Origin of the sequence: Paraburkholderia sacchari (genome assembly GCF_000785435.2) — a bacterium.
Classification (GTDB): Bacteria; Pseudomonadota; Gammaproteobacteria; order Burkholderiales; family Burkholderiaceae; genus Paraburkholderia; species Paraburkholderia sacchari.
On sequence record NZ_JTDB02000006.1, the window covers coordinates 53,746 to 73,068 of the forward strand.

The 19,323-nt window shown below is 64.5% G+C and carries 20 protein-coding genes; 8 read left to right on the forward strand and 12 right to left on the reverse strand.

The window, feature by feature from the left end; genetic code table 11:
- Nucleotides 1–348 precede the first annotated feature (348 nt).
- Nucleotides 349–1,698, forward strand: coding sequence for a flavin-dependent monooxygenase QhpG (qhpG, locus tag NH14_RS20600; RefSeq protein WP_035529524.1), 1,350 nt, complete (start codon nt 349–351; stop codon nt 1,696–1,698).
- Nucleotides 1,699–1,762: 64 nt separating this feature from the next.
- Here the strand turns inward: qhpG and NH14_RS20605 are convergent, their stop codons facing one another.
- Entirely contained in the window at nt 1,763–2,710 is a 948-nt protein-coding gene (locus NH14_RS20605; RefSeq protein ID WP_052148209.1) for a LysR family transcriptional regulator, read from the reverse strand.
- 136 nt (nt 2,711–2,846) lie between these two features.
- Between NH14_RS20605 and NH14_RS20610 the strand changes: the two genes are divergently transcribed.
- Nucleotides 2,847–3,728, forward strand: a complete 882-nt coding sequence (locus NH14_RS20610; protein WP_035529523.1) for an aldo/keto reductase family oxidoreductase — start codon at nt 2,847–2,849, stop codon at nt 3,726–3,728.
- A gap of 77 nt (nt 3,729–3,805) precedes the next feature.
- On the opposite strand, the gene NH14_RS20615 is transcribed toward NH14_RS20610, so the two are convergent.
- On the reverse strand, nt 3,806–4,036 hold the full coding sequence (locus NH14_RS20615) for a hypothetical protein (RefSeq protein WP_035529522.1): 231 nt from the start codon (nt 4,034–4,036) through the stop codon (nt 3,806–3,808).
- Nucleotides 4,037–4,370: 334 nt separating this feature from the next.
- Here NH14_RS20615 and NH14_RS20620 point away from each other — a divergent pair, with 334 nt between their 5' ends.
- Nucleotides 4,371–5,018 (forward strand): LysE family translocator, encoded by a 648-nt coding sequence (locus NH14_RS20620; RefSeq protein ID WP_035529521.1) that lies wholly within the window; start codon nt 4,371–4,373, stop codon nt 5,016–5,018.
- A 96-nt stretch (nt 5,019–5,114) separates the two neighbouring features.
- Here NH14_RS20620 and NH14_RS20625 read toward each other — a convergent pair whose 3' ends face one another.
- The 3 genes from NH14_RS20625 to NH14_RS20635 all read right to left on the reverse strand — a co-directional run bounded on the left by NH14_RS20625 (nt 5,115) and on the right by NH14_RS20635 (nt 7,525).
- Entirely contained in the window at nt 5,115–5,549 is a 435-nt protein-coding gene (locus NH14_RS20625; RefSeq protein ID WP_035529520.1) for a MarR family winged helix-turn-helix transcriptional regulator, read from the reverse strand.
- Nucleotides 5,550–5,612: 63 nt separating this feature from the next.
- Entirely contained in the window at nt 5,613–6,809 is a 1,197-nt protein-coding gene (locus NH14_RS20630) for a thiolase family protein (protein WP_035529627.1), read from the reverse strand.
- A gap of 179 nt (nt 6,810–6,988) precedes the next feature.
- Nucleotides 6,989–7,525: a carboxymuconolactone decarboxylase family protein gene (locus NH14_RS20635; RefSeq protein WP_035529518.1), complete on the reverse strand. Its 537-nt coding sequence runs from the start codon at nt 7,523–7,525 to the stop codon at nt 6,989–6,991.
- Nucleotides 7,526–7,704: 179 nt separating this feature from the next.
- On the opposite strand from NH14_RS20635, the gene NH14_RS20640 reads away from it, so the two are divergent.
- The gene (locus tag NH14_RS20640; protein WP_035529516.1) at nt 7,705–8,631 is read left to right on the forward strand and encodes an AraC family transcriptional regulator; all 927 of its coding nucleotides are present in this window, start codon (nt 7,705–7,707) and stop codon (nt 8,629–8,631) included.
- A gap of 56 nt (nt 8,632–8,687) precedes the next feature.
- On the opposite strand, the gene NH14_RS20645 is transcribed toward NH14_RS20640, so the two are convergent.
- The 5 genes from NH14_RS20645 to NH14_RS20665 all read right to left on the reverse strand — a co-directional run bounded on the left by NH14_RS20645 (nt 8,688) and on the right by NH14_RS20665 (nt 14,547).
- The gene (locus NH14_RS20645; RefSeq protein WP_052148208.1) at nt 8,688–10,187 is read right to left on the reverse strand and encodes an efflux transporter outer membrane subunit; all 1,500 of its coding nucleotides are present in this window, start codon (nt 10,185–10,187) and stop codon (nt 8,688–8,690) included.
- A 16-nt stretch (nt 10,188–10,203) separates the two neighbouring features.
- The gene (locus NH14_RS20650) at nt 10,204–11,736 is read right to left on the reverse strand and encodes a DHA2 family efflux MFS transporter permease subunit (protein WP_052148218.1); all 1,533 of its coding nucleotides are present in this window, start codon (nt 11,734–11,736) and stop codon (nt 10,204–10,206) included.
- Nucleotides 11,737–11,844: 108 nt separating this feature from the next.
- The gene (locus tag NH14_RS20655) at nt 11,845–12,939 is read right to left on the reverse strand and encodes an HlyD family secretion protein (protein WP_035529623.1); all 1,095 of its coding nucleotides are present in this window, start codon (nt 12,937–12,939) and stop codon (nt 11,845–11,847) included.
- An 84-nt stretch (nt 12,940–13,023) separates the two neighbouring features.
- Nucleotides 13,024–13,518, reverse strand: coding sequence for a MarR family winged helix-turn-helix transcriptional regulator (locus NH14_RS20660; RefSeq protein ID WP_237179718.1), 495 nt, complete (start codon nt 13,516–13,518; stop codon nt 13,024–13,026).
- Nucleotides 13,519–13,626: 108 nt separating this feature from the next.
- Entirely contained in the window at nt 13,627–14,547 is a 921-nt protein-coding gene (locus tag NH14_RS20665; protein WP_035529512.1) for a LysR family transcriptional regulator, read from the reverse strand.
- Nucleotides 14,548–14,927: 380 nt separating this feature from the next.
- On the opposite strand from NH14_RS20665, the gene NH14_RS20670 reads away from it, so the two are divergent.
- The 4 genes from NH14_RS20670 (at nt 14,928) to NH14_RS20685 (ending at nt 17,660) form a co-directional block, all read left to right on the forward strand.
- Nucleotides 14,928–15,242 carry a DUF4148 domain-containing protein gene (locus NH14_RS20670; protein ID WP_035529619.1) on the forward strand — a complete coding sequence of 105 codons (315 nt, stop codon included), beginning with the start codon at nt 14,928–14,930 and terminating at the stop codon, nt 15,240–15,242.
- A gap of 252 nt (nt 15,243–15,494) precedes the next feature.
- Nucleotides 15,495–16,199, forward strand: coding sequence for a cytochrome c biogenesis CcdA family protein (locus tag NH14_RS20675; RefSeq protein ID WP_035529510.1), 705 nt, complete (start codon nt 15,495–15,497; stop codon nt 16,197–16,199).
- A gap of 1 nt (nt 16,200) precedes the next feature.
- Nucleotides 16,201–16,749, forward strand: coding sequence for a thioredoxin family protein (locus tag NH14_RS20680; RefSeq protein WP_035529508.1), 549 nt, complete (start codon nt 16,201–16,203; stop codon nt 16,747–16,749).
- A 137-nt stretch (nt 16,750–16,886) separates the two neighbouring features.
- Nucleotides 16,887–17,660, forward strand: coding sequence for an enoyl-CoA hydratase (locus tag NH14_RS20685; RefSeq protein WP_035529506.1), 774 nt, complete (start codon nt 16,887–16,889; stop codon nt 17,658–17,660).
- Between the two features lie 54 nt (nt 17,661–17,714).
- Here the strand turns inward: NH14_RS20685 and NH14_RS20690 are convergent, their stop codons facing one another.
- Nucleotides 17,715–18,149 (reverse strand): MarR family winged helix-turn-helix transcriptional regulator, encoded by a 435-nt coding sequence (locus tag NH14_RS20690; RefSeq protein WP_035529504.1) that lies wholly within the window; start codon nt 18,147–18,149, stop codon nt 17,715–17,717.
- Between the two features lie 89 nt (nt 18,150–18,238).
- On the reverse strand, nt 18,239–19,210 hold the full coding sequence (locus NH14_RS20695; RefSeq protein WP_035529503.1) for a GlxA family transcriptional regulator: 972 nt from the start codon (nt 19,208–19,210) through the stop codon (nt 18,239–18,241).
- Between the last annotated feature and the right edge of the window lie 113 nt (nt 19,211–19,323).

The window sequence follows — 19,323 nt, forward strand, 5'->3', positions numbered from 1 at the left end:
TGCGAACGAACGATCATGCGCCGCGCATACACCATTTCCTCGCGCTTCGCACCCTATTCAGCGTGCATGCCCAAAGGTTAAACCTGTTCAAAACACAGGGAAAACACCCCCCGCCAATTTTCAAATATGCGTTGTTCACCGGATGGATTCGCCCTTGCATCTGTGCGAGATTGAATGGGCGCTATCGCGCACGTCACTTTCCACGCGCGGAACCCATACCACTCTCAAGGGGGACAGCATGCAAGACTTTCTTTCTCCCGCAGCCGTACTTCCAGCCCTTTTGCGCATGCTTTGCATGACTAATCAATTGGGCGAAAGCCTCTGCGCAAAACTGCGCTCGATCTCGTCATGACGGCCCCGCAAATCGTCGTGCTCGGCGCGGGGCCGGCGGGCGCCACCGTGGCGCGCGCGCTCGCCACGCTCGGCTACGCCGTCACCGTCGTGAGCGAGCGGCGCCGTTTCGACGCCGTGGAAAGCCTGTCGCTGCGCGCGCTCGACGGCCTGCGCCGTGCGGGCCTGTTCCGCGCCGCGCTGTGCGCACAAGGACCGGGCGTGCGCACTACGCTCTGGAATGACTCCATGCAGACGGCCAACGCGGAGTTTCTGGTCGACCGGCACGCGTTCGACGCGGCCTTGCGCGACGATCTGCGCGAAGCGGGCGTCGAAATCATGGAGGCCGCGGTGCGTTCGGTGCAAACCACGGCGCACACGCACGACCTGATGATCGAGACCATCGATGGGCCGCTCTCGCTGAATGCCGATTTTCTCGTCGAGGCACGGGGCCGGCTTGCGCCACTCATGCGCGACGCGACGCGCGGCCCGCAAACGCTGAGCCTGCTCAACGCCTGGCAAGGCGCTCCCGCCTCTGCCGCTTGCACCGGTTCGGCCGTGGAAAGCCTGCAAGACGGCTGGGCCTGGATGGCGCGCCTGCCGGACGGTCGCTGCTATTGGCAGATGACGCTCGACGTCGCGAGCGCGGAGCTGCCGCAACGCGACGAGTTGCTCGCATTCTGCGCGCGCAAGCGTCGCTCGCCGCTCGCGAGCGCGTTCTTCGCCGGAGAGACGGGCGAGCACGCGCGGCTTCATGCGCGCAGCAGCACGGCCACGCTGTGCGGGCGCACCGGTGCGCGCAACTGGCTGCGCGTGGGCGACGCCGCGATGGCAGTCGATCCGCTCGCGGGCAACGGCATCTTGCAGTCGCTCTCATCGGCCTTGCAGGCGCCAGCTGTGATCCACACGCTCATTAGCCGCCCCGGACGCGCCGATCTCGCACTGCGCTTTCACCAACAGCGCATCGAGCACCTGTTCAAGCACTTCGCCCGCACGGGCCGCGATGTCTACGCGCTCGAGCAGCGCTTTGGCGCAGCGCCCTTCTGGCGGGCGCGCAGCCAATGGCCAGACGACGAGCCCGCTCATCAGGTTCCCGACTTCGGCCAGCTTGCCATCGCACGCGCGCCGGTAGTCGACGGCGATCTCATCGGCGAGGCCGACGTCGTCGTGAGCCCCGATCAACCGCTTGGCGTCTGGCATCTGCAAGGCGTGCCGCTCGCGCCCATCGTTCAGGCGCTCATGCACGAGAATGCGCGCGAAAATCCGCACGAAAGCGCGCACGAAGCGCTCAAGTCCCTCGATGCCGATACCGCCCACACGATTCGCCAGTGGCTCGTCGCGCAGGGTTATCCGCACGCGCTCGTCTGATGCGATGCGGTTTTTCTGCGCGCCGGGCGTCCGGCAAACCGTGGAATATGGCCGATAAAACGCGTTAAAGCACGCCGCTGTCCGCTTTGAGGAAATCGACGAACGCCCTGAGCGGCGCGGGCAAATGACGCCGGCCCGGATAGTAGAGAAACGGCCCGGAAAACTGCGGCCACCAGTCGGGCAGCAGCGGCTCCAGCGCGCCGCTTGCAAAATGCGGCTGCAGCATGTCCTCGAATAGCGCGATCACGCCCGCGCCGCGCAACGCCATCTCCATGGCAAGATCGAGCGCCGCCGCGGGTTTCACCACGAGCGCGCCGGGCGGGTCGACGCGCAGCGTTTCGCCATCGCGCTCGTATTCCCAGACCGCCATCGCGCCCCCCGAAAAACGCACGCGCAAACACACATGCCCGAGCAAGTCGCGCGGATGCGTGGGCCTGCCATGCGCGGCGAGATACGCGGGTGACGCCGCCGTCGCGAAGCGCTGCACGCGCGGGCCGATCGGAATCGCGATCATGTCCTGCTCGAGTCGCTCGTCGTAGCGGATGCCTGCGTCGCAACCCGCCTGCAGCACGTCGACAAAACCATCCTCCACCACCACTTCCACGCGAATCTCGGGGTACGCGGCCACGAAACGCGCGAGGATCGGCGGCAGAATGCTGCGCGCCACGTTGGCGGGCACGTTCAGGCGCAGCACGCCCGCCGGGCGGTCGCGATAGCCGTTCAGGACATCGAGCGCGGCCTTCATTTCGGCGAACAGCGGCGTGATCGATTCGAGCAGGCGCTGGCCCGCTTCGGTGGGAGCGACGCTGCGTGTGGTGCGGTTCAGGAGGCGCAGGCCGAGCTTTGCCTCGAGCCGGCGCACAGCGGTGCTCAGGCTCGAAGCCGAGACACCGCCCGCGCGCGCCGCGTCGCGAAACCCGCCCGCGCGCGCGACAGCGGCGAATGCGGCCAGATCATTCATCTCGAACGCGGCGGGTGAGGGATTCGCAGGCAGAGAGGTTTCGTGGCTCATGTCGGTCGTGCTTCGCGTGCATGCGAGGGCACACGCGCATTGTGCGGAATTTCGAACAACCCGTGCAAATCAGGTGGGATTATCCAACAACGCGAACGCGCCCATACTGGCGCCATCCGTTCACGAGGAGCACGACATGACGCAATCGTCCAGCCAACCTTCCCGCACGTTCGCGCTCGCGGGCCGCACCGTCAATCGCATGGGCTATGGCGCCATGCAGCTCGCCGGCCCCGGCGTATTCGGGCCGCCCAGGGACCGCGCGGCGGCCGTCGCCGTGCTGCGCGAAGCGCTCGCGCTTGGCGTGAACCATCTGGACACGAGCGACTTCTACGGCCCGCACGTGACGAACCAGATCATCCGCGAGGCGCTCCATCCCTATCCCGCCGATCTCACGATTGTCACGAAGGTGGGCGCGGTGCGCGACACCACAGGCGCATGGCTGCCCGCTCAGGAGCCCGCCGATATCGAGCGTGCCGTGCAAGACAATTTGCGCAATCTGGGGCTGGATACGCTCGACGTGGTCAATCTGCGCATCATGGGCGACGTCCACAAGCCCGCCGAAGGCCCCATCGAAAGGCAAATGGAAGCGCTCGCCGCGCTGCGCGAACACGGCCTTGTGCGCAATATCGGCATCTCCAACGCAACGGCGAAACAGATCGAGAACGCCGGACGCATTGCCCCGATTGCCTGCGTGCAGAACCACTACAATCTGGTGAACCGCGCCGACGATGCGCTGATCGACTCGCTCGCCACGCATGGCATTGCCTATGTGCCGTTCTTCCCGCTCGGCGGCTTCACGCCGATCCAGTCGACAGCGCTCTCGGAGATCGCGCAGTCGCTCGGCGTCGCGCCGATGACCGTCGCGCTCTCGTGGCTTCTCTATCGCGCACCCAATATTCTGCTGATTCCAGGCACGTCGTCACTCGCGCATCTGCGCGAGAACATGCAGGCGCAATCGCTCGAATTGAACGACGAAGTGCTCGCGCGACTCGACGCAATCGGCAAAGCGGGCGCGTGAACGCGGCCAGAGCATTCGAGCGGCAAAAAAAAACCGCGGTCATCGGACCGCGGTTGACAGGTTTCTGCCGCGTTGGGTCAGGTTTGCGAGTCCGGCGCAGCATCGCCTGCATCTGCCTGCTGGGTGTCGTCGGCCGGCTTCTCGTCCTCTTTCTTCTCGATCATTTTCTCGAGCGCCCCAGCGCCCTCGAAGCCCGCGACCGCAGCGGCCGCCTTCGTCAGGAAGCCGGCATCGGGGTCGACCTTTTCCGTTGCTTCCACCGCCGCAATCGCGCCCGCGACCTTGCCCACTTCGTCAAGAATGCCCATTTGAATCCTCCGGTTGATTGCAGTGCGTTTGCCTGAAATTGTCTGGTTTTGCCTGATTAAAGGCCATTGCCGCCGCGCGCTGGCGCCCTGCGTCCACGCTGATTGCCAGGCGCAACGGGTGCTAAAACATTCTGGGCTCGCGCGGTACGCACGGCAATCATAATCTCAAGAACTGACAATGGTTAACGGTTAATAATGCTTCGAATTACTTACGATCCTTGCGTTCTTTTCTTTTTGCCTACAGACCGAATACAAAACCCGTCTGCTCGCTCGCGCCCTTTCAGTCCACAAGGGCTGGCATAATTCCAGTTTCGCCTTTCAACCGGTTGTCGTCATGAGTCTCCATACCTGGTGGCTGTTCCTCGCTACTGTCTTTGTCGTCTGCGCCATTCCCGGCCCCAATATGCTGCTGATCATGTCGCACGGCGCGCAATACGGCCTGCGCCGCACGAGCGCGACCATGGGCGGCTGCCTCTCCGCCCTCGTGCTGATGCTGGCCGTCTCGGCCGCCGGCCTTGGTGCGGTCCTCCAGGCGTGGCCCACCCTGTTCAACGCGCTGCGCATCGTTGGCGCGGCCTATCTCGTCTATCTCGGCGTGAAGGCGTGGCGCTCGCCGGTGAGCGAAAGCGGCGCCGGCGCCAGCGACGCCGTGACCGAAGCGCTCGCCACCCGCATCTGGCGCTCGCCTGGCGCGCTGTTTCGCAACGGCTTCCTCGTGGGGGGCAGCAACCCCAAAGCCATCCTGTTCGCAGCCGCGCTGTTGCCGCAGTTCATCGACGCGAGCCGCCCCACGCTGCCCCAATTCGGCGTGCTGGTGACGACCTTCGCGGTGTGCGAGGTGAGCTGGTATCTGGTCTATGCGAGCTTCGGCACGCGCATCGGCGCGACGCTCAAAAGCCGCCGCGTGGCGAAGGCGTTCAACCGCGTGACGGGCGGCGTGTTCGTTGGCTTCGGCGCGATGATGGCGCTCGTGCGCCAGTAGGCGCATGCCTTTTTAAAGCATGAACGCCGCCTGATCTATTTGGCTCGCCGGACCGCTCGTCAGGAACGGCCCTGACGGGGAAATGTCACCGCGCCTTCACTGCGCCGCCGTGTGGGTGAGCGCGAAAAGTTCGGCGCGCAGCGCCTTGGCGCGGTCGCGCTTCATGTGCTGCTCGAATTCAGCCTGGGCGTCGAGCCACAGCGCATGCGCCTTCTCGTAGCGGCGCGCCCCGCTTGCCGAAAGACGATAAACGAGTGTGCGCGTGTCGTGCCCGGCCGCAAATGCAAACACAAGGCCGTCGCGCTGCAAGGGCTTGAGCGCGCGCACGAGCGTTGTGCGGTCCATCACGAGGTCGTCCGAAAGCTCGGCCGCCGTGGCGTCCGGACGGTCCGCAAGACGCGAAAGAATCGTGAATTGCGCGGCCGTCACGCCCGCCTGCGAAAGATGGCGCTCATATAGCTGCGTGACGAAGCGCGCCGCCTGCCGCAACGCGAAACAATTGCATTCTTCGCGTGTCATTCGCTTTGCCATCTGTGCTTGCCCTTGTTCGCTTGGTACGTCATGCGCGCTGCTTACCCTGTGCGCGAATGGCCATCATACTTTTTCGAGCGCGAGCGCGATACCCTGGCCGCCGCCGATGCAAAGCGTCACGACGCCACGACGCAAACCGTCGCGCTGCATCGACCATGCAAGCCGCGTCGTCAGGATCGCGCCCGTCGCGCCGATCGGATGGCCATGTGCGATCGCGCCGCCTTCCACGTTCACGATATCGTCAGGAATGCCAAGCTGCTTGATCACCGCGAGCGGTACCGCCGCGAAGGCTTCGTTGATCTCGAAGCGATCGACGTCGGCGAGCGACCAGCCCGCGCGGCGCAGCGCAAGCTGAACCGCTGGCACGGGGCCGAGGCCGAACATGCCGGGCTCCACAGCCGCGACTCCCCACGCCACGAGCCGCACCATGGGTGCGAGCCCGTGCGCCTCGGCAAATCCGCGCTCGGCCACGAGCATCGCCGCAGCCGCGCTGTTCAGCCCCGGCGCGTTGCCCGCTGTGATTGTGCCGTCAGGACGGAACGCGGGCTTGAGCTTCGCCAGCACTTCGAATGTCGTGTCCGGACGCGGCGCTTCGTCGGTTTCAAAACGTTCGACCCCTTTGCGCCCCTTCACCTCCACGGCGACGATCTCGTCCTTGAAGCGTCCGGCCGCCTGCGCCGCTGCGAAGCGCTGCTGCGAACGCGCGGCCCAGCGGTCCTGTTCCTCGCGCGTGAGTTCGGCGTGCGTGACGAGATCTTCGGTATGCCAGCCCGAATGCTCGCCCGAGAACGCATCGACGAGTCCGTCGCGCAGCATGCTGTCCTGCACCTGGGCGTTGCCCATTCGATAGCCCCAGCGCGCATCGTCGAGTAAAAACGGCGCGCGGTCCATGTTTTCCATGCCGCCCGCCACCGCGACGTCGGCGAGACCGAGCAGGATTTCCTGTGCGGCGCTCGCAACGGCCTGCGCACCCGAGCCGCATACGCGGTTCACCGTGAGCGCGGGCACCGAGACGGGCACGCCGCCGCCGAGTTCCGCCTGGCGCGCGGGATTCATCTTGTTGCCGGCCTGGATCACGTTGCCGAGTACGACCGACCCGAGCAAAGCGGGATCGAGCTTTGCGCGCGCGAGCGTCTCGCGCACCGCAATCGCACCAAGCTCCGTGGCCGGCACACCCTTTAGCGCGCCATTGAAGGCGCCGATTGCCGTGCGCACCGGTTGGCATAGAACAATCTCGCGTGCTGAATTGAAGCTGCTCATCGTGTTCTCTCCGTTGATTTGCAGAACTGCCACATCGTCTACTTCATTCTATGTATGCATATGCACACATTCCAATGCTTTAATCGAATCGATACTCGCCCCCGGTGGCACGTTTTATGAAGCGCCACCGAGGCAGCGTGAAAATCCAGCACGCGGTTACAGCGATGATTGCTACACGGTTACGCCACGGCCGGGAAATCGAGCGTCGTATCGTTCACGCGATTCACGATATTCGTGAATGTAATCGACGCAATGGCAAGCGCAATTTCCACGATCTGGCGCTCCGTGTATCCTGCCTCCCGAATCGCATTCACCTCCGCTTCGGCCACGGTGCCGTGCGTACGAACCAGTACGCGCACAAAGCGCACCAGCGCATCGCGCTTTACGTCGCCGGTGGGCTCGCCCGCGCGAATCTGCTTCATCGCTTCGGGCGTGAGGCCAGCAAACTTGCCAGTCAGCGTGTGTGCAGCGACGCAGTAATCACAACCCGCCACTTCGCTCACCGCGAGCTTGATGGTCTCGATATCGGGCTTGCCAAGCGTGCCGCCGGCCAGCACGGCGTCGACAGCCAGCATCGCGCCGAGCGCTTCCGGGCTGTGCGTGCCGATGGTGGCGTAAGCATTTGGCACCTTGCCGACGGCCTTGCGGATCTTCGCGAAGATTTCAGCGGCGGCGCCCGTGGCGGCTTCGGGGTGAATGGCGGAAAGTCGGGACATGGTTAACTCCTGAGGTTACATTGGACTAACTGGTTTGAACTCGCTTCGCTATGTAGCCATCGTCGATGGCACGAAATCAGTCTAGCCGCGCAGCCTCATGCTTTTAATGCCAGAATGGCGCGACTTCATGCTCATTCGTCTCACTCATTTCGCACAGCCATATCGCTGAGCCACCGCACATGGACATCCTCAGCCGCCTTCTGATGCTCATGCCCGTCGCGGGCCGCCTCGACGCGCGCTGCCATTTCGGCGTGCCGTGGCGCATCGATCAACCCGCCGCCGATGCGCGCGAGATCCACTATCACGTGCTGCTGAGTGGCACGGCCGTCGTCGAGGATGCGCAAGGCGCGCAAACGGCGCTGCATGCGGGCGACATCGTGCTGTTTCCCTCGGGCTCGCCTCACCTGCTTCACGACGGCAGCGGCGCGCCGCCAGCCGCCGTGGAAAGACGCTTCGAGCAGGGCCATGCGGTCGAAACCAATCTTGCCGAAAGCGAGGCCGTGGACGTGCTCTGCGGCCGTTTCCTGCTGCCCGCCGTGCCTCAACGGCTGCTGCGCGAGAACCTCCCCGCGCAGCTCGTGGTGCACAGCGCGAGTTCCGGCGGCACCCCGCCCGAACGGCTCGTACGCCTGCTCGCGCTGCTGCGCGACGAAGCGCTCGACGCGCTGCCTGGCAGCGAATCGCTCGTCAACCATCTCTCGGGCGCGCTCTTCGCGCTCACGCTGCGCTATGCAAGCCGTGCCGATGCGCCGCCGCGCGGCCTGCTCGCGCTCGCGCAGCAACCGCGCCTGCAGCCCGCCATCGACGCGATGTTCGACGCGCCCGGCAAGCCATGGACGCTGCCGGAGTTCGCCGCGCTGTGCCATATGTCGCGCGCGACGTTCGCACGCCACTTCGACGAAGCAATCGGGCGCAGCGCCACCGACGTGCTGACCGATGTCCGCATGACGCTCGCGGGCCGCATGCTCGCGCAGGGCAGCCAGCCCGTAGCCGAGATCGGCGAATTCGTGGGCTACCAGTCCGACGCCGCGTTTCAGCGCAGCTTCAAGCGGCACGTGGGGATGACGCCTGCGCAATGGCGTGCCACCGCGCACACGCTCGCGTGAATGCTGACGCTGCTCCGGTTGCGCGAAAAAGGTTCGCGCAGCGGCGGCGCACATAGTCATCCCCCTCGCACCACGCTCGCGCCCGGCGCACCGGCATTGCGCGCGACCACGTCGCCGTTCAGGCTCCAGCCGCCGCCGAGCGAACGGTAAAGCGCCACCGCCGCGAGCGCGCGTTCGCGCTGCGCGCCGTTGAGCAGGTCGGCGTCGGCCAGCCAGGTCTGCTGCGCGCTCAGCACGTCGAGAAAGTCGGTCGCACCGCCCTTGTAGAGCTGGTTCGCGAGCTTGAGCGCCTGCTCGGACGACGCCACCGCGTCGCTCAACTGTTGCGTCTGCCCTGCCGTGCTCACGAGGTCGCTGCGGCTGTCTTCCACTTCGCGCAACGCCTGCAACATCGTCTGCTGCAGGTTCAGCTGCGATTCGCGCATGCGGCTCTCGCTCTGCTCGATATCGGCGGTGATGCGGCCCGCGTTGAAGATCGGGCTCGTCGCGCCAAGCGCCGCGCTGAACAGATTGTCGGTGAGCGCAGGCATGCCGAGATACGACGCGGCGAGCACGCCGTCCGTGAGATTCAGCGTGAACTTCGGATACCGCTCGGCGCGCGCGACACCCACTTCCGCTGCGCGCTGCTGCACGGTTGCGTAAGCGGCCTGCACGTCAGGGCGGCGCAATAGCGCCTCCGAAGGCAGCCACTGCGGCACCCCGGCAGGCGCTGAAGGAATGGGCTCGGGTGCAGCCAGCGCGAGCTGCGCGACCGACTCGGGCGTGCGTCCCGTATAGACCGCAATAAGATTCAGTTGATGATCGATGCTTGCCTGCGCGCGCGGCATGCGCGCCTGTAACTCGCTGAGCTGCGTTTGTGCGCGCGTGACGTCGAGCTGTGTCGAAAGGCCGAATTTCAGGCGATCTCGAGTCAACTGCAGCGTGCGCTGCCTGATCGATACGTTGTCCTGCAGGATCTTCAGCTCGGCTTGTGCCCAGCGCAGATCCACATAGGCCGATGCGGCGTCCGCCGCCAGCGCGAGCCGCGCCGCGTCCAGCGCATGTTGCTGGCCCACCAGATTCGCCTGCGCCGCGAGCAGTTCCAGCCGCTCGCCGCCGAACACATCGGGCGACCAGCTCAGCGTCAGGCCGGCGCCGGCCTGCTTCACGTAGCCCAGCGGCGGCGGCGTGTTCTTCCGCTCGTAGGCGCCTTGCGCCGTAAAGTCCAGTTGCGGCAGCAACGCGGCGTGCTTCTGCGTCGTGATCGATTGCGCCTGCTTCACGCGCTCGGCGGCGGCCTGCAAGTCCAGATTGCCGCTCAGCACGCTCGAGAGCAGCGCATCGAGCGCCGGATCGTCGAACTGTGCCCACCACGCGCGCGCGTCGATGGCGTCTTGCGGCGCGTCGATACGCCATGCAGCGGGCGCCGTCGTGTGCACCGCTTCAGGCAGGTCGGCGTGCTGCGCGGGCTGCACGGCGCACGCAGCAAGGACGGCTGCGGCGAGTACCGTGAGGCCCGCGCGTACCGCACGCACGAGATGCACTGGCTTCGGGAAATGACGGTCTTGCGATTGCATAGGAAACCTCACTGACTCAATGTGCATCGGGCGGCGGCGCGCCGTTGATCGGATGCGAGAACACCACGCAGGCAATGGCGACCACGAAGCACAGCGACAGCACGAAGAACGTATCGGAGAACGTCATCACGAGCGCTTCGCGCAGCACCAGCGCATGCAGTTGCGCGAGGCCCGCTTGCGCCGCATCGAGCGTGTTGCCTGCTACTGTCGCCCAGCGATTCGTACTTCCAGCGAGCAAGGTCTCGACTTGCGGGACACCGTGCACGACGCTTTCATTCAGGCGCAAATAGTGAAAATTGAGCCGGTCGTTGAGCATGGTTGCGCTCACCGCAATGCCGATCGCGCCGCCCAGGTTGCGCATCAGGTTGAAAAGCCCGCTTGCCGACTTGAGCCGCGAGGGTGGCAGCGAACCGAGCGACATGGTGACGATAGGCGGAATCGCGAACTGCTGGCCCACGCCGCGCAGCGCCTGCGGCAGCAGGAATTGCTGCCAGCCCCAGTCGTGTGTGAGCGGCACATAGAGATAGCAGCCAAGGCCGAAGCACACGAGGCCGAACAGCATCAACGCCCGCAGACTGAAAAAGCGCGTGGCGAACGCGTAGACGCCGAGCGCGAGCATCTGGAACACGCCCACCGAGAGCAGCGAAAGCCCGATCTGCAGCGAACTCAAGCCGCGCACTTCCGCGAGAAAGAGCGGCGTGAGGAACACCGCCACGAAGATGCCGATCCCCGTGACGAACGAGAGCACGCTGCCGATGCCGAAGTTGCGCACGGCGAGCGCGCGCAAATCGACAATGGGGTCCTTCGCGGTGAGCGCATGCACGATGAAGAGAAAGCCGCAGATCGCCGAGATCCACGCGCAAGCCACGATGACGTCGTCGCCGAACCAGTTCTTGCGCGGGCCTTCCTCGAGCACGTATTCGAGGCAGCCAAGAAAGCCGCACATCAGCGCGATGCCGATATAGTCGCCGCGCTTGACGAGCGAGAGATCGGGTTCGTCGATATGCACGTACTTCGGAACGAGAACGGCTACCGCAATGCCCGGTACGAGGTTCAGGTAGAAGAGCCAGTGCCACGACCACTGGTCGGTGATCCAGCCACCAATTACGGGGCCAAGCGTGGGCGCGAGCGAAGCGAGCGCGCCGATGGTCGTGGAGGCCACGAGCCGCTGCTTGCCCGGAAACAGCACGAAGGCGGTGGTGAACACCGTGGGGATCATCGCCGCGCCCAGCGCGCCTTGCAGCGCGCGAAAGATGATCATCGAGTTAATGTCCCAGGCGAGGCCGCACAGCATGCTCGTCACCGTGAAGCCCACCGCCGAGGCCACGAAGAGCCAGCGCGTGGACAGCACCTTCGAGAGCCATCCGGACATGGGAATCACCATGATTTCGGCGATCAGGTAGGCGGTCTGCACCCAGGACAGCTCGTCCTGGCTCGCGGAGAGCCCGCCGCCGATGTCGCGCAGCGAGGAAGCCACGATCTGGATGTCGAGCGTGGCCATGAAAAAGCCGATGCACATCAGCGCGAAGGCAAAGGCGCGCTGCGCCATGGGCTGCTCGTGCGGCGCAAGCTTTTGGTGCGCGTCGTGCGGGTCGGGCGCTTCCTGCGCGGGTCGCACTTCGATGACGGAAGTGGTGTCGCTCATGTCGTTCCTCCCTCAATGCGCAGCGGCAGCGGCTTGCCCGCCATCGCGCAGATGCACCGTCACCGTGGCGGAAAGGCCGGGCCGCAGCACGCCCTCCATGCCTTGCGGCACCTTCACGCGAATGCGCACCGGCACGCGCTGCACGATCTTCGTGAAGTTGCCCGTGGCGTTCTCGGGAGGCAGCACGCTGAATGTCGCGCCCGTGGCGGGTGCGAGGCTCTCCACGGTGCCGTGCAACGTGCCGCCTGCGGCGTCGAGCGAAACATCGGCGCGGTCTCCGGCGTGCATCTTCTTCAACTGGTCTTCCTTGAAGTTCGCGTCCACCCAGAGGTCCGCTGCAGGCACCACCGTTAGCAGCGGCGCGCCCACGTTCGCGAGGATGCCCACGCGCGCCGTGCGGTTGCCGATATAGCCGTCCACCGGCGAGCGGATCGTCGTGTAATCCACGTTGAGTGCGGCAAGGCGCCGGTTCGCCTCGGCCGTCGCCACGCGTGCCTGGGCCTCCGCGATCTGCGCAGCGAGCACGTCGAGCTGGCGCTGCGCGGCCACCACCGACGCGCCGCTCTGCGCCACCGACGCTTGGGCCTTCGCGTAGTCGGCGTTGGCGCGTTCGACGAGCTGGTTCGATACCGCATCGTCTTTCACGAGTTCGCGATAGCGCGTCTGATCCTGCGCACTGCGCGTAAGCTCGGCGTCCGATGCCCGCACTTCCGCCTGATGCTGACCGATCACCGCGGCCTGCAGCGTGCGCTGCGCTTCGAGCTCCGACACCGCAGCGCGCGCACTCGCCAGCTCGGCGTCGGCCTGCGCGAGCTTCGCGTCGTAATCGCGTGCGTCGAGCCGCATGAGCACCTGGTTCGCATGCACACGCTGGTTGTCCTGCACGAGGATCTCGGAAACGAAGCCGCTCACGCGCGGCGCCATCACAGTGACGTTGCCGCCCACATAAGCGTCGTCTGTGGTTTGTATGAAGCGCTGCACGAAGAACCAGTAGCCGCCCGCCACCGCGAGCACGAGGGCCACCGCGCCCAGCGCGAGCGGCATCCAGGGCTGGCCCGCACGCTCACGCGGCGCCGCTGCTGGGGCAGGAGTGGAAGGACTCGACATGAGGATCACCTGTGTATATGCACTTTAGAAGTTAAAAAAATGCCGCGAGATTGAAAGCAGCTCGCATATGAATAGCCGGGAACTTCAGACCGCGCGCGTGATGCGCAAAAGCTCGCGCCGCAGCCATGCAGCACGCCGCTGCCCGAAGCGCCGTTCGAACTCGTCTTGTGCCGCGCGCCAGTGCACGCCCGCCTCGCCCAACCGTGCACGGCCCGCCGCCGTGAGCGCGAGGCAACGGGGGCGGCAACCGGTTGCGCTCGCCGTATCGGTTACCAGCGCGCTGCGCAGCAGCGGACGCAGCGCGCGCAAAAGCGTCGTGCGCTCCATGACCATCGTGCGCGCGAGCTGCGCCATCGTCAGCGTTGGCGCGCCAGCCCCCATCGCGTTTGCGCCCTGCGACCCCAGCGCCCCGAGAATGCTGAACTGCGTGGGCGTGAGCCCGGCCGCGCTCAAGTGCCGCTCGTAGAGCTGCGACAGATGGCGGGCCGCCTGGCGCACGGCGAAGCAGTCGTCATGCTCGGGGAAATGGGCATGCGGCTGTTCGCGGTTCGGAGCGCAATCAATGGGATGGGCTTTCATGTGCATATGCACAGATTAGACACCCTGACGACCCAAAACAAGCGTCGCGCGCGGCATCACTTTATGACCGCGCCGACAACAATCACCGCTGCATTGACCGCCAATCCTTCAATTTACTTTCATGTTCGCGTGCCCGGCGCCGCTGAAAAACTCGCTGGCGTGATCGATGAAAGCGCGCACTTTCGCGGGCAGCAGCGTACGCGACGCATAAGCGAGGCGGATCTCGATCTGCGCATCGACGACAGGAAAGTCGTCGAGCAGCGTGACGAGCTGTCCGGTCGTCAGTTCGCGCTGCACGAGCGGGAGCGGCAGGACGCCGATGCCGAATCCCTCCAGCACCATCGCGCGGTTGAAATCGGGATTATTCGAGGTGATGCCGTACTTCAGGCGTACGGTCACCTCCTCATCGCCGTCGCGGAACGTGAGCGACGGCTTGCGCAGCGAAGGCGACATCGGCACGAACACGTGCGGCTCGAGGTCCAACGGATGCCGCGGCGTCGAGGTTGCCGCAAGGTATGCGGGCGTAGTGACGAGCACAAGCGAAATACGGTCGAGCAGCTTCGTTACCGTGGCATCGTTGTTGAGCATGAACGGCAGCACGAGCCCGAGGTCGTAGCCGTCCGCGACCAGGTCGACGGGACGCTCGGTCAGCATCACGTCGAGCGTCACGTTGGGATGCGCGCGCTTGAAGCTGGCGATAAGCGGCACGAGCCGGTTCACCGTGGCCGTCGTGTGCGCGACGAGGCGCAGCACGCCGGTGGCCTCGCGCGTCTGCTCGGTCGCGCCGGCCTCCAGCGCATCCAGGTCGTCGAGCACGCGGCAGCAGCCGTCGTAGAAGCGCTCGGCGGCTTCGGTGAGCGAGATCGCGCGCGTGGTGCGATGAAAGAGCCGGCTGCCGAGGCGCTTTTCGAGCCGCGAGATCGCGCGCGAAACGACCGGGGTGGCGAGCCCGTGCATCTCCGCGGCGCGCGTGAAGCTGCGCGCCTCGACCACGGAACGGAAAATCCTCAGAGTATCGATATAGTCCATGGCAATTGCGCCTGTAATGGCGAACGAGTCCGGTGCAGTAGCTTAAAGCCGCCCGGGCAAACCTGCCGGGGCAGCCCGCGTCACGGCGCAGGCTCGCAGAAGACTTCCACGCAAAATGCGCAGCCGTCCCCGGAAAACCGCGCTGCCGGTGCCCGGCACAATCGCGGCGGCCAAGGTGCCGAATATGCCGCAATTTTGTATCCGCATGTATCCGCGGCGCCAGCCGATACACAGCGTTTCACCCACCCCTCATTCCCGACACAGGCGAGATACGTCTGCGCAGTCAAATACATCCATGGCAGGACGCAATGCAGCACCGGCCGAAAGCCGAAACGCGATACCTGCCTGCGAGATCCTTTCTTTTTCTTCTGGAGAACATCATGAACCTCGTCAAGCCGCTCATCGTTGCCGCTGCCGTCGCCCTGCCCGCTCTCTCGTTTGCCCAGTCCACCCAGCCGCTCACGCGCGCCCAGGTACGCGAGGAACTGGTCGCCCTGCAACAGGCTGGCTACAACCCCTCCTCAGACGAAACGCAATACCCACGAAACATCCAACAAGCCGAAGCACGCCTGCACGCGCACGACAGTGTCGCCACGACGTCTTATGGCGGCTCGACTGCAGGCACTTCGGCCTCGGGTGCCCGCGTGAACGGTTCCGATATTCCCGGCCTTGGCCCGATTTTCGCGCACTCGTGATTTGCAAAGCCGCACAGCCGGTCAGGCGATACCACATCGTCACCTGGCCGACTGCGCCCGGAATAGCTCGGGCAAATTTCACGACACTACCCGCTGTTGACGCGGATATTCCGAAACGTTCGAGCGCCTTGTATCGCAATGTGTCGCCGCTGCGTGCAGACAAAGCGGATTGCAATTTATGCCCTGTGGCGACACAAGCCAGATACGCAGCGGGCTTCCAATAACTCCACACCCGTCAACCGGAAGCCAATCATGCACAACTTCCTCGAGCCGACACTCGCCTTCTCCGCAGGGGTCTTCACCATCGCCTCTCCATGCGTGCTCCCCGTCATGCCGATACTGCTTGGCACTTCGGTCGAGCGGCCTGACCGGACGCGTCCGCTCTTCGTCATTGCGGGATTTATCGTAGCGTTCGCATCGCTCGCCCTGACGCTGGGTGCCGTCTCGAACGCCGCACATCTTGCCCAGCACACACTACGCAACACCGCGACGGCGCTGCTCGCGTTGTTCGGTCTCCTGCGCTTGTGGCCCGCGCCTTTCGAATGGTTGATGGCGCGAATTCCGCTGACGACCGCCTTCGCAGCCGGCCCCTCGCAAGCCGCGAGCGGAAATTCAGGCGGCTTCGTGCTGGGCATGTCGCTCGGCGCCGTCTGGACGCCATGCGCCGGGCCGGTGCTCGCGTCCATCCTCGTGCTGGTCGTGAAAGCGCAGAACCTGCAGTGGTCGGCCTTGCTGCTCGGTCTATATGCGATCGGCGCCGCCGTGCCGATGCTCGCCGTCATTTACGGCGGACAGTACGCGCTGCGCAAGTCGCGCAGCATCGCCCGCATGGCACCCCGGCTACAGCAGGTCTTCGGTGTGTTCGTGATCCTCACCGCAGCCGCGGTCTATTTCCAGTACGACACGCTCGCCTATGGCGCCCTGTCCGCTCACTTTCCCACTCTCGCAGGTCTCTGACATGTTCAATCGAATCAGGACTCTTTCAGCAGCGGCCATCGCCGCCACCGCGCTCGTCGCCGCCGCTGCAACGTTCGGCACTGCCGCCCAGGCCGAAACCATGACCGCAAGCGCCACCGCACCGGAATTCACCGGCATCGACAAATGGCTGAACAGCGACCCACTTACGATGCAGCAACTGCGCGGCAAGGTCGTGCTTGTCGACTTCTGGACCTACTCGTGCATCAACTGCATCCACACACTGCCATACGTCAAGGACTGGTTCGCGAAATATAAGGACCAGGGACTCACGGTCATCGGTGTTCATACGCCCGAGTATCCATTCGAGCGCGATACGGACAACGTCAAGACGGCCATCCGCCGTTTCGGTATCCGCTATCCGGTCGCGCAGGACAACAGCTACGCAACCTGGAATGCCTACAGTAACGAGTACTGGCCTGCGCTCTATCTGATCGACAAGCGTGGACATATCGTCTATTCCCACTTTGGCGAAGGCGACTACGCGCAGACCGAAGCGGCAATCCAGCATGCGCTGGCCGGGAAGTCCTGATCCGGGCCATCCGCCCTCCTTCCGTCCGGCATGGCGGCACGCACGTTTACTTCGCATGCGAATATATGTATTATTCGCATGCGAACCAATCGGCGTGACGCTTCAGCAGACAACGCCATCACTCAGGAGTCAAGGCAATGACCGCGGAAATAAGGACTGATCTTTCAGATGGTGTACTGACCGTTACCATTTCGCGCCCGGACAAGAAGAACGCGCTCACCAACGACATGTACGGCGCACTGGCGGACGCCGTCGCGAAGGCTAATGACGACGAAATTCGGGTCGTGTTGATTCAGGCCGATGGGGACAGCTTCACGTCCGGGAACGATCTTGCGGAGTTCGCCGCGCAAGGAAGCGGAAACGGACCGAAAGAGCGGCACGTCGTGCGCTTTCTGCGGGAACTCGCGACCGCCACGAAGCCGATCATCGCCGCGGTGCAGGGCAAGGCCGTCGGCGTTGGGACGACGATGCTGCTGCATTGCGACTATGTGCTGCTTGCCGAAGATGCGCAGCTGATTACCCCGTTTGTGAACCTGGCGCTGGTTCCGGAAGCCGCCTCGAGCTACCTGCTCCCCTTGCGGATTGGCCATGTCAGGGCATTCGAAATGTTCGCCCTCGGCGAGCCTGTTACGGCCGATGCCGCCGTCGCATGGGGCATTGCGAACAAGACCACCGGCGCAGCGGAACTGCGCGCGGAGGCACGTCGCGTCGCCGCGAAATTTGCCGCAAAGCCCATTGGGTCGCTCACCGCAATGAAGCGACTGATGCGGGACGCAGAGCGGTTGGTCACCCAGATGGAATCCGAAAGCACCATCTTCGTGGAGCGGCTTGCAAGCGCCGAGGCGAAGGAGGCATTCATGGCGTTCGCCCAAAAGCGCCAGCCGGATTTCACGAAGATCCGCCGACAATAGCGGTCCTACGTACGACGGAGTTACACAGCCAGGCACCGTCGGTGCCCCGGGTTGCTATTCCGGATCGTCGCCGTCGGCCGGAAACTTCTCCTGCAAACTGGTCAGCCATCGCGCCACGACGTCGATCTCGGAATCCGTAAACCCCTCCGTGAGTCGCGCGTTGAGGTCAACAAGACCTGCCTTGCTGCGCCTGACCGCCCCCCGACCTTCTTTGGTAAGCCACAGGCGCGTAGCGCGCCTATCGGACTCGTCGGCATGGCGTTCGATGAGGCCTGCCCTTTCGGTTCGATCGACCAGCCCACTCATTCCCGGCGCCTTGAGATCCAGCGCGGCCGCCGCTTCATTCGTCAGAGCCCCATCGTTCTTCGCCAGAAAAAAGAGCAGGCCTGCCTGAGCTGCCGTCACGCCGCCGGCGGCGGTCCGCGCCTGCGACCATCTATGCAGGCGCCGCTGACCCACATTCAGCAGATAGACGAGCCGATGATCCATTGCCAATCCTCATATCGCGTTCTCATAGTAGGGCGCGCGTCAATTTATTGTTCGCATGCGAATATTAACATGCCGCGTTGCGTGTTGAATTACGATTCCTGGAGCGACATGTCCCGGTCTCCCGTACGAGCCTCGCGTCGGACGGCCTGGGGCGGCAGCCCCATTCCTCGCAGGAACGCCTCTCTCATATGGCGGCGATCGCGAAACCCGGTTTCCCTTGCAATGATTTCGAGCGGATGGCGGCTCTGCTCAATCATCAGCCGCGCCGCCTCCAACCGCAACCGTTCGACAGCCTTCGCGGGCGACTGCCCGGTTTCCTGCGAAAACACGCGGCTGAACTGGCGCGCGCTCATGTGAACGGACTCGGCCAACTCCTCCACCGTCAGCGTACGGTTCAGGTTCTGGCGCGCATAGGTCAACGCATTCTGGATACGGTCCGACTTCGCAGAGAGCTCCAGCATTTCGGAATGCTGAGATTGGCCGCCTGCCCGACGCTGATGCATCACGAGCTTGTGCGCCACCGAACGCGCTGCGTCAGCCCCCAAGTCCTTTTCTACCATTGCAAGCGCCAGATCGAGCCCTGCTGTCATACCCGCGGACGTCCAGATCGATCCGTCGACGACATAGATGCGATCCTCCTCGACGCGCACATCCGGGAAACGTCGTTCCATTTCGCGGCCATAAGCCCAATGCGTTGTCGCACGCCGGTGCGCGAGCAATCCCGCTTCCGCGAGGACAAATCCTCCCGTGCAAATGCCGGCGACGCGTCTTGCCCGCGTGCTCGCCCTGCGCAGGAACGCCAGAACCTTGTCTGGCGTCGCGGAGTCGAGCGGATTGTTCACGCCGGCGACCATCCACGTGTCCACTGCGATCGCGCCACGCAACGGCCGGCTGCCCACCGCCATGCCGAGCGATGAGCGCACTTCACCGCCGTCCGGCGAAAAATTGTCGATCTGGTAGAACGGCTCGCCCGCCACGAGGTTCGCGTACTCGAACACGGATTGAGTCGCGAGCGCCATGATCTGGAAGCCGTCAACCAGCAGAAAACCGATCCGGTGCATGTTCGTCACCCCTCAAGCGATGTCCTGAATCATACACATATGTGTCATTTATGTCGCAGCGAAAGAAAGCCAGAATGGACTCGTAAATTCATCAACGGCTTTTCCGAACGGAG

Excerpts from the sequence above, each read along its gene's own strand:
- qhpG (WP_035529524.1), top strand. The coding sequence starts at position 349 with ATGACGGCCCCGCAAATCGTCGTGCTCGGCGCGGGGCCGGCGGGCGCC.
- NH14_RS20605 (WP_052148209.1), bottom strand. The coding sequence starts at position 2,710 with ATGAGCCACGAAACCTCTCTGCCTGCGAATCCCTCACCCGCCGCGTTC.
- NH14_RS20610 (WP_035529523.1), top strand. The coding sequence starts at position 2,847 with ATGACGCAATCGTCCAGCCAACCTTCCCGCACGTTCGCGCTCGCGGGC.
- NH14_RS20615 (WP_035529522.1), bottom strand. The coding sequence starts at position 4,036 with ATGGGCATTCTTGACGAAGTGGGCAAGGTCGCGGGCGCGATTGCGGCG.
- NH14_RS20620 (WP_035529521.1), top strand. The coding sequence starts at position 4,371 with ATGAGTCTCCATACCTGGTGGCTGTTCCTCGCTACTGTCTTTGTCGTC.
- NH14_RS20625 (WP_035529520.1), bottom strand. The coding sequence starts at position 5,549 with ATGGCAAAGCGAATGACACGCGAAGAATGCAATTGTTTCGCGTTGCGG.
- NH14_RS20630 (WP_035529627.1), bottom strand. The coding sequence starts at position 6,809 with ATGAGCAGCTTCAATTCAGCACGCGAGATTGTTCTATGCCAACCGGTG.
- NH14_RS20635 (WP_035529518.1), bottom strand. The coding sequence starts at position 7,525 with ATGTCCCGACTTTCCGCCATTCACCCCGAAGCCGCCACGGGCGCCGCC.
- NH14_RS20640 (WP_035529516.1), top strand. The coding sequence starts at position 7,705 with ATGGACATCCTCAGCCGCCTTCTGATGCTCATGCCCGTCGCGGGCCGC.
- NH14_RS20645 (WP_052148208.1), bottom strand. The coding sequence starts at position 10,187 with ATGCAATCGCAAGACCGTCATTTCCCGAAGCCAGTGCATCTCGTGCGT.
- NH14_RS20650 (WP_052148218.1), bottom strand. The coding sequence starts at position 11,736 with ATGGCGCAGCGCGCCTTTGCCTTCGCGCTGATGTGCATCGGCTTTTTC.
- NH14_RS20655 (WP_035529623.1), bottom strand. The coding sequence starts at position 12,939 with ATGTCGAGTCCTTCCACTCCTGCCCCAGCAGCGGCGCCGCGTGAGCGT.
- NH14_RS20660 (WP_237179718.1), bottom strand. The coding sequence starts at position 13,518 with ATGAAAGCCCATCCCATTGATTGCGCTCCGAACCGCGAACAGCCGCAT.
- NH14_RS20665 (WP_035529512.1), bottom strand. The coding sequence starts at position 14,547 with ATGGACTATATCGATACTCTGAGGATTTTCCGTTCCGTGGTCGAGGCG.
- NH14_RS20670 (WP_035529619.1), top strand. The coding sequence starts at position 14,928 with ATGAACCTCGTCAAGCCGCTCATCGTTGCCGCTGCCGTCGCCCTGCCC.
- NH14_RS20675 (WP_035529510.1), top strand. The coding sequence starts at position 15,495 with ATGCACAACTTCCTCGAGCCGACACTCGCCTTCTCCGCAGGGGTCTTC.
- NH14_RS20680 (WP_035529508.1), top strand. The coding sequence starts at position 16,201 with ATGTTCAATCGAATCAGGACTCTTTCAGCAGCGGCCATCGCCGCCACC.
- NH14_RS20685 (WP_035529506.1), top strand. The coding sequence starts at position 16,887 with ATGACCGCGGAAATAAGGACTGATCTTTCAGATGGTGTACTGACCGTT.
- NH14_RS20690 (WP_035529504.1), bottom strand. The coding sequence starts at position 18,149 with ATGGATCATCGGCTCGTCTATCTGCTGAATGTGGGTCAGCGGCGCCTG.
- NH14_RS20695 (WP_035529503.1), bottom strand. The coding sequence starts at position 19,210 with ATGCACCGGATCGGTTTTCTGCTGGTTGACGGCTTCCAGATCATGGCG.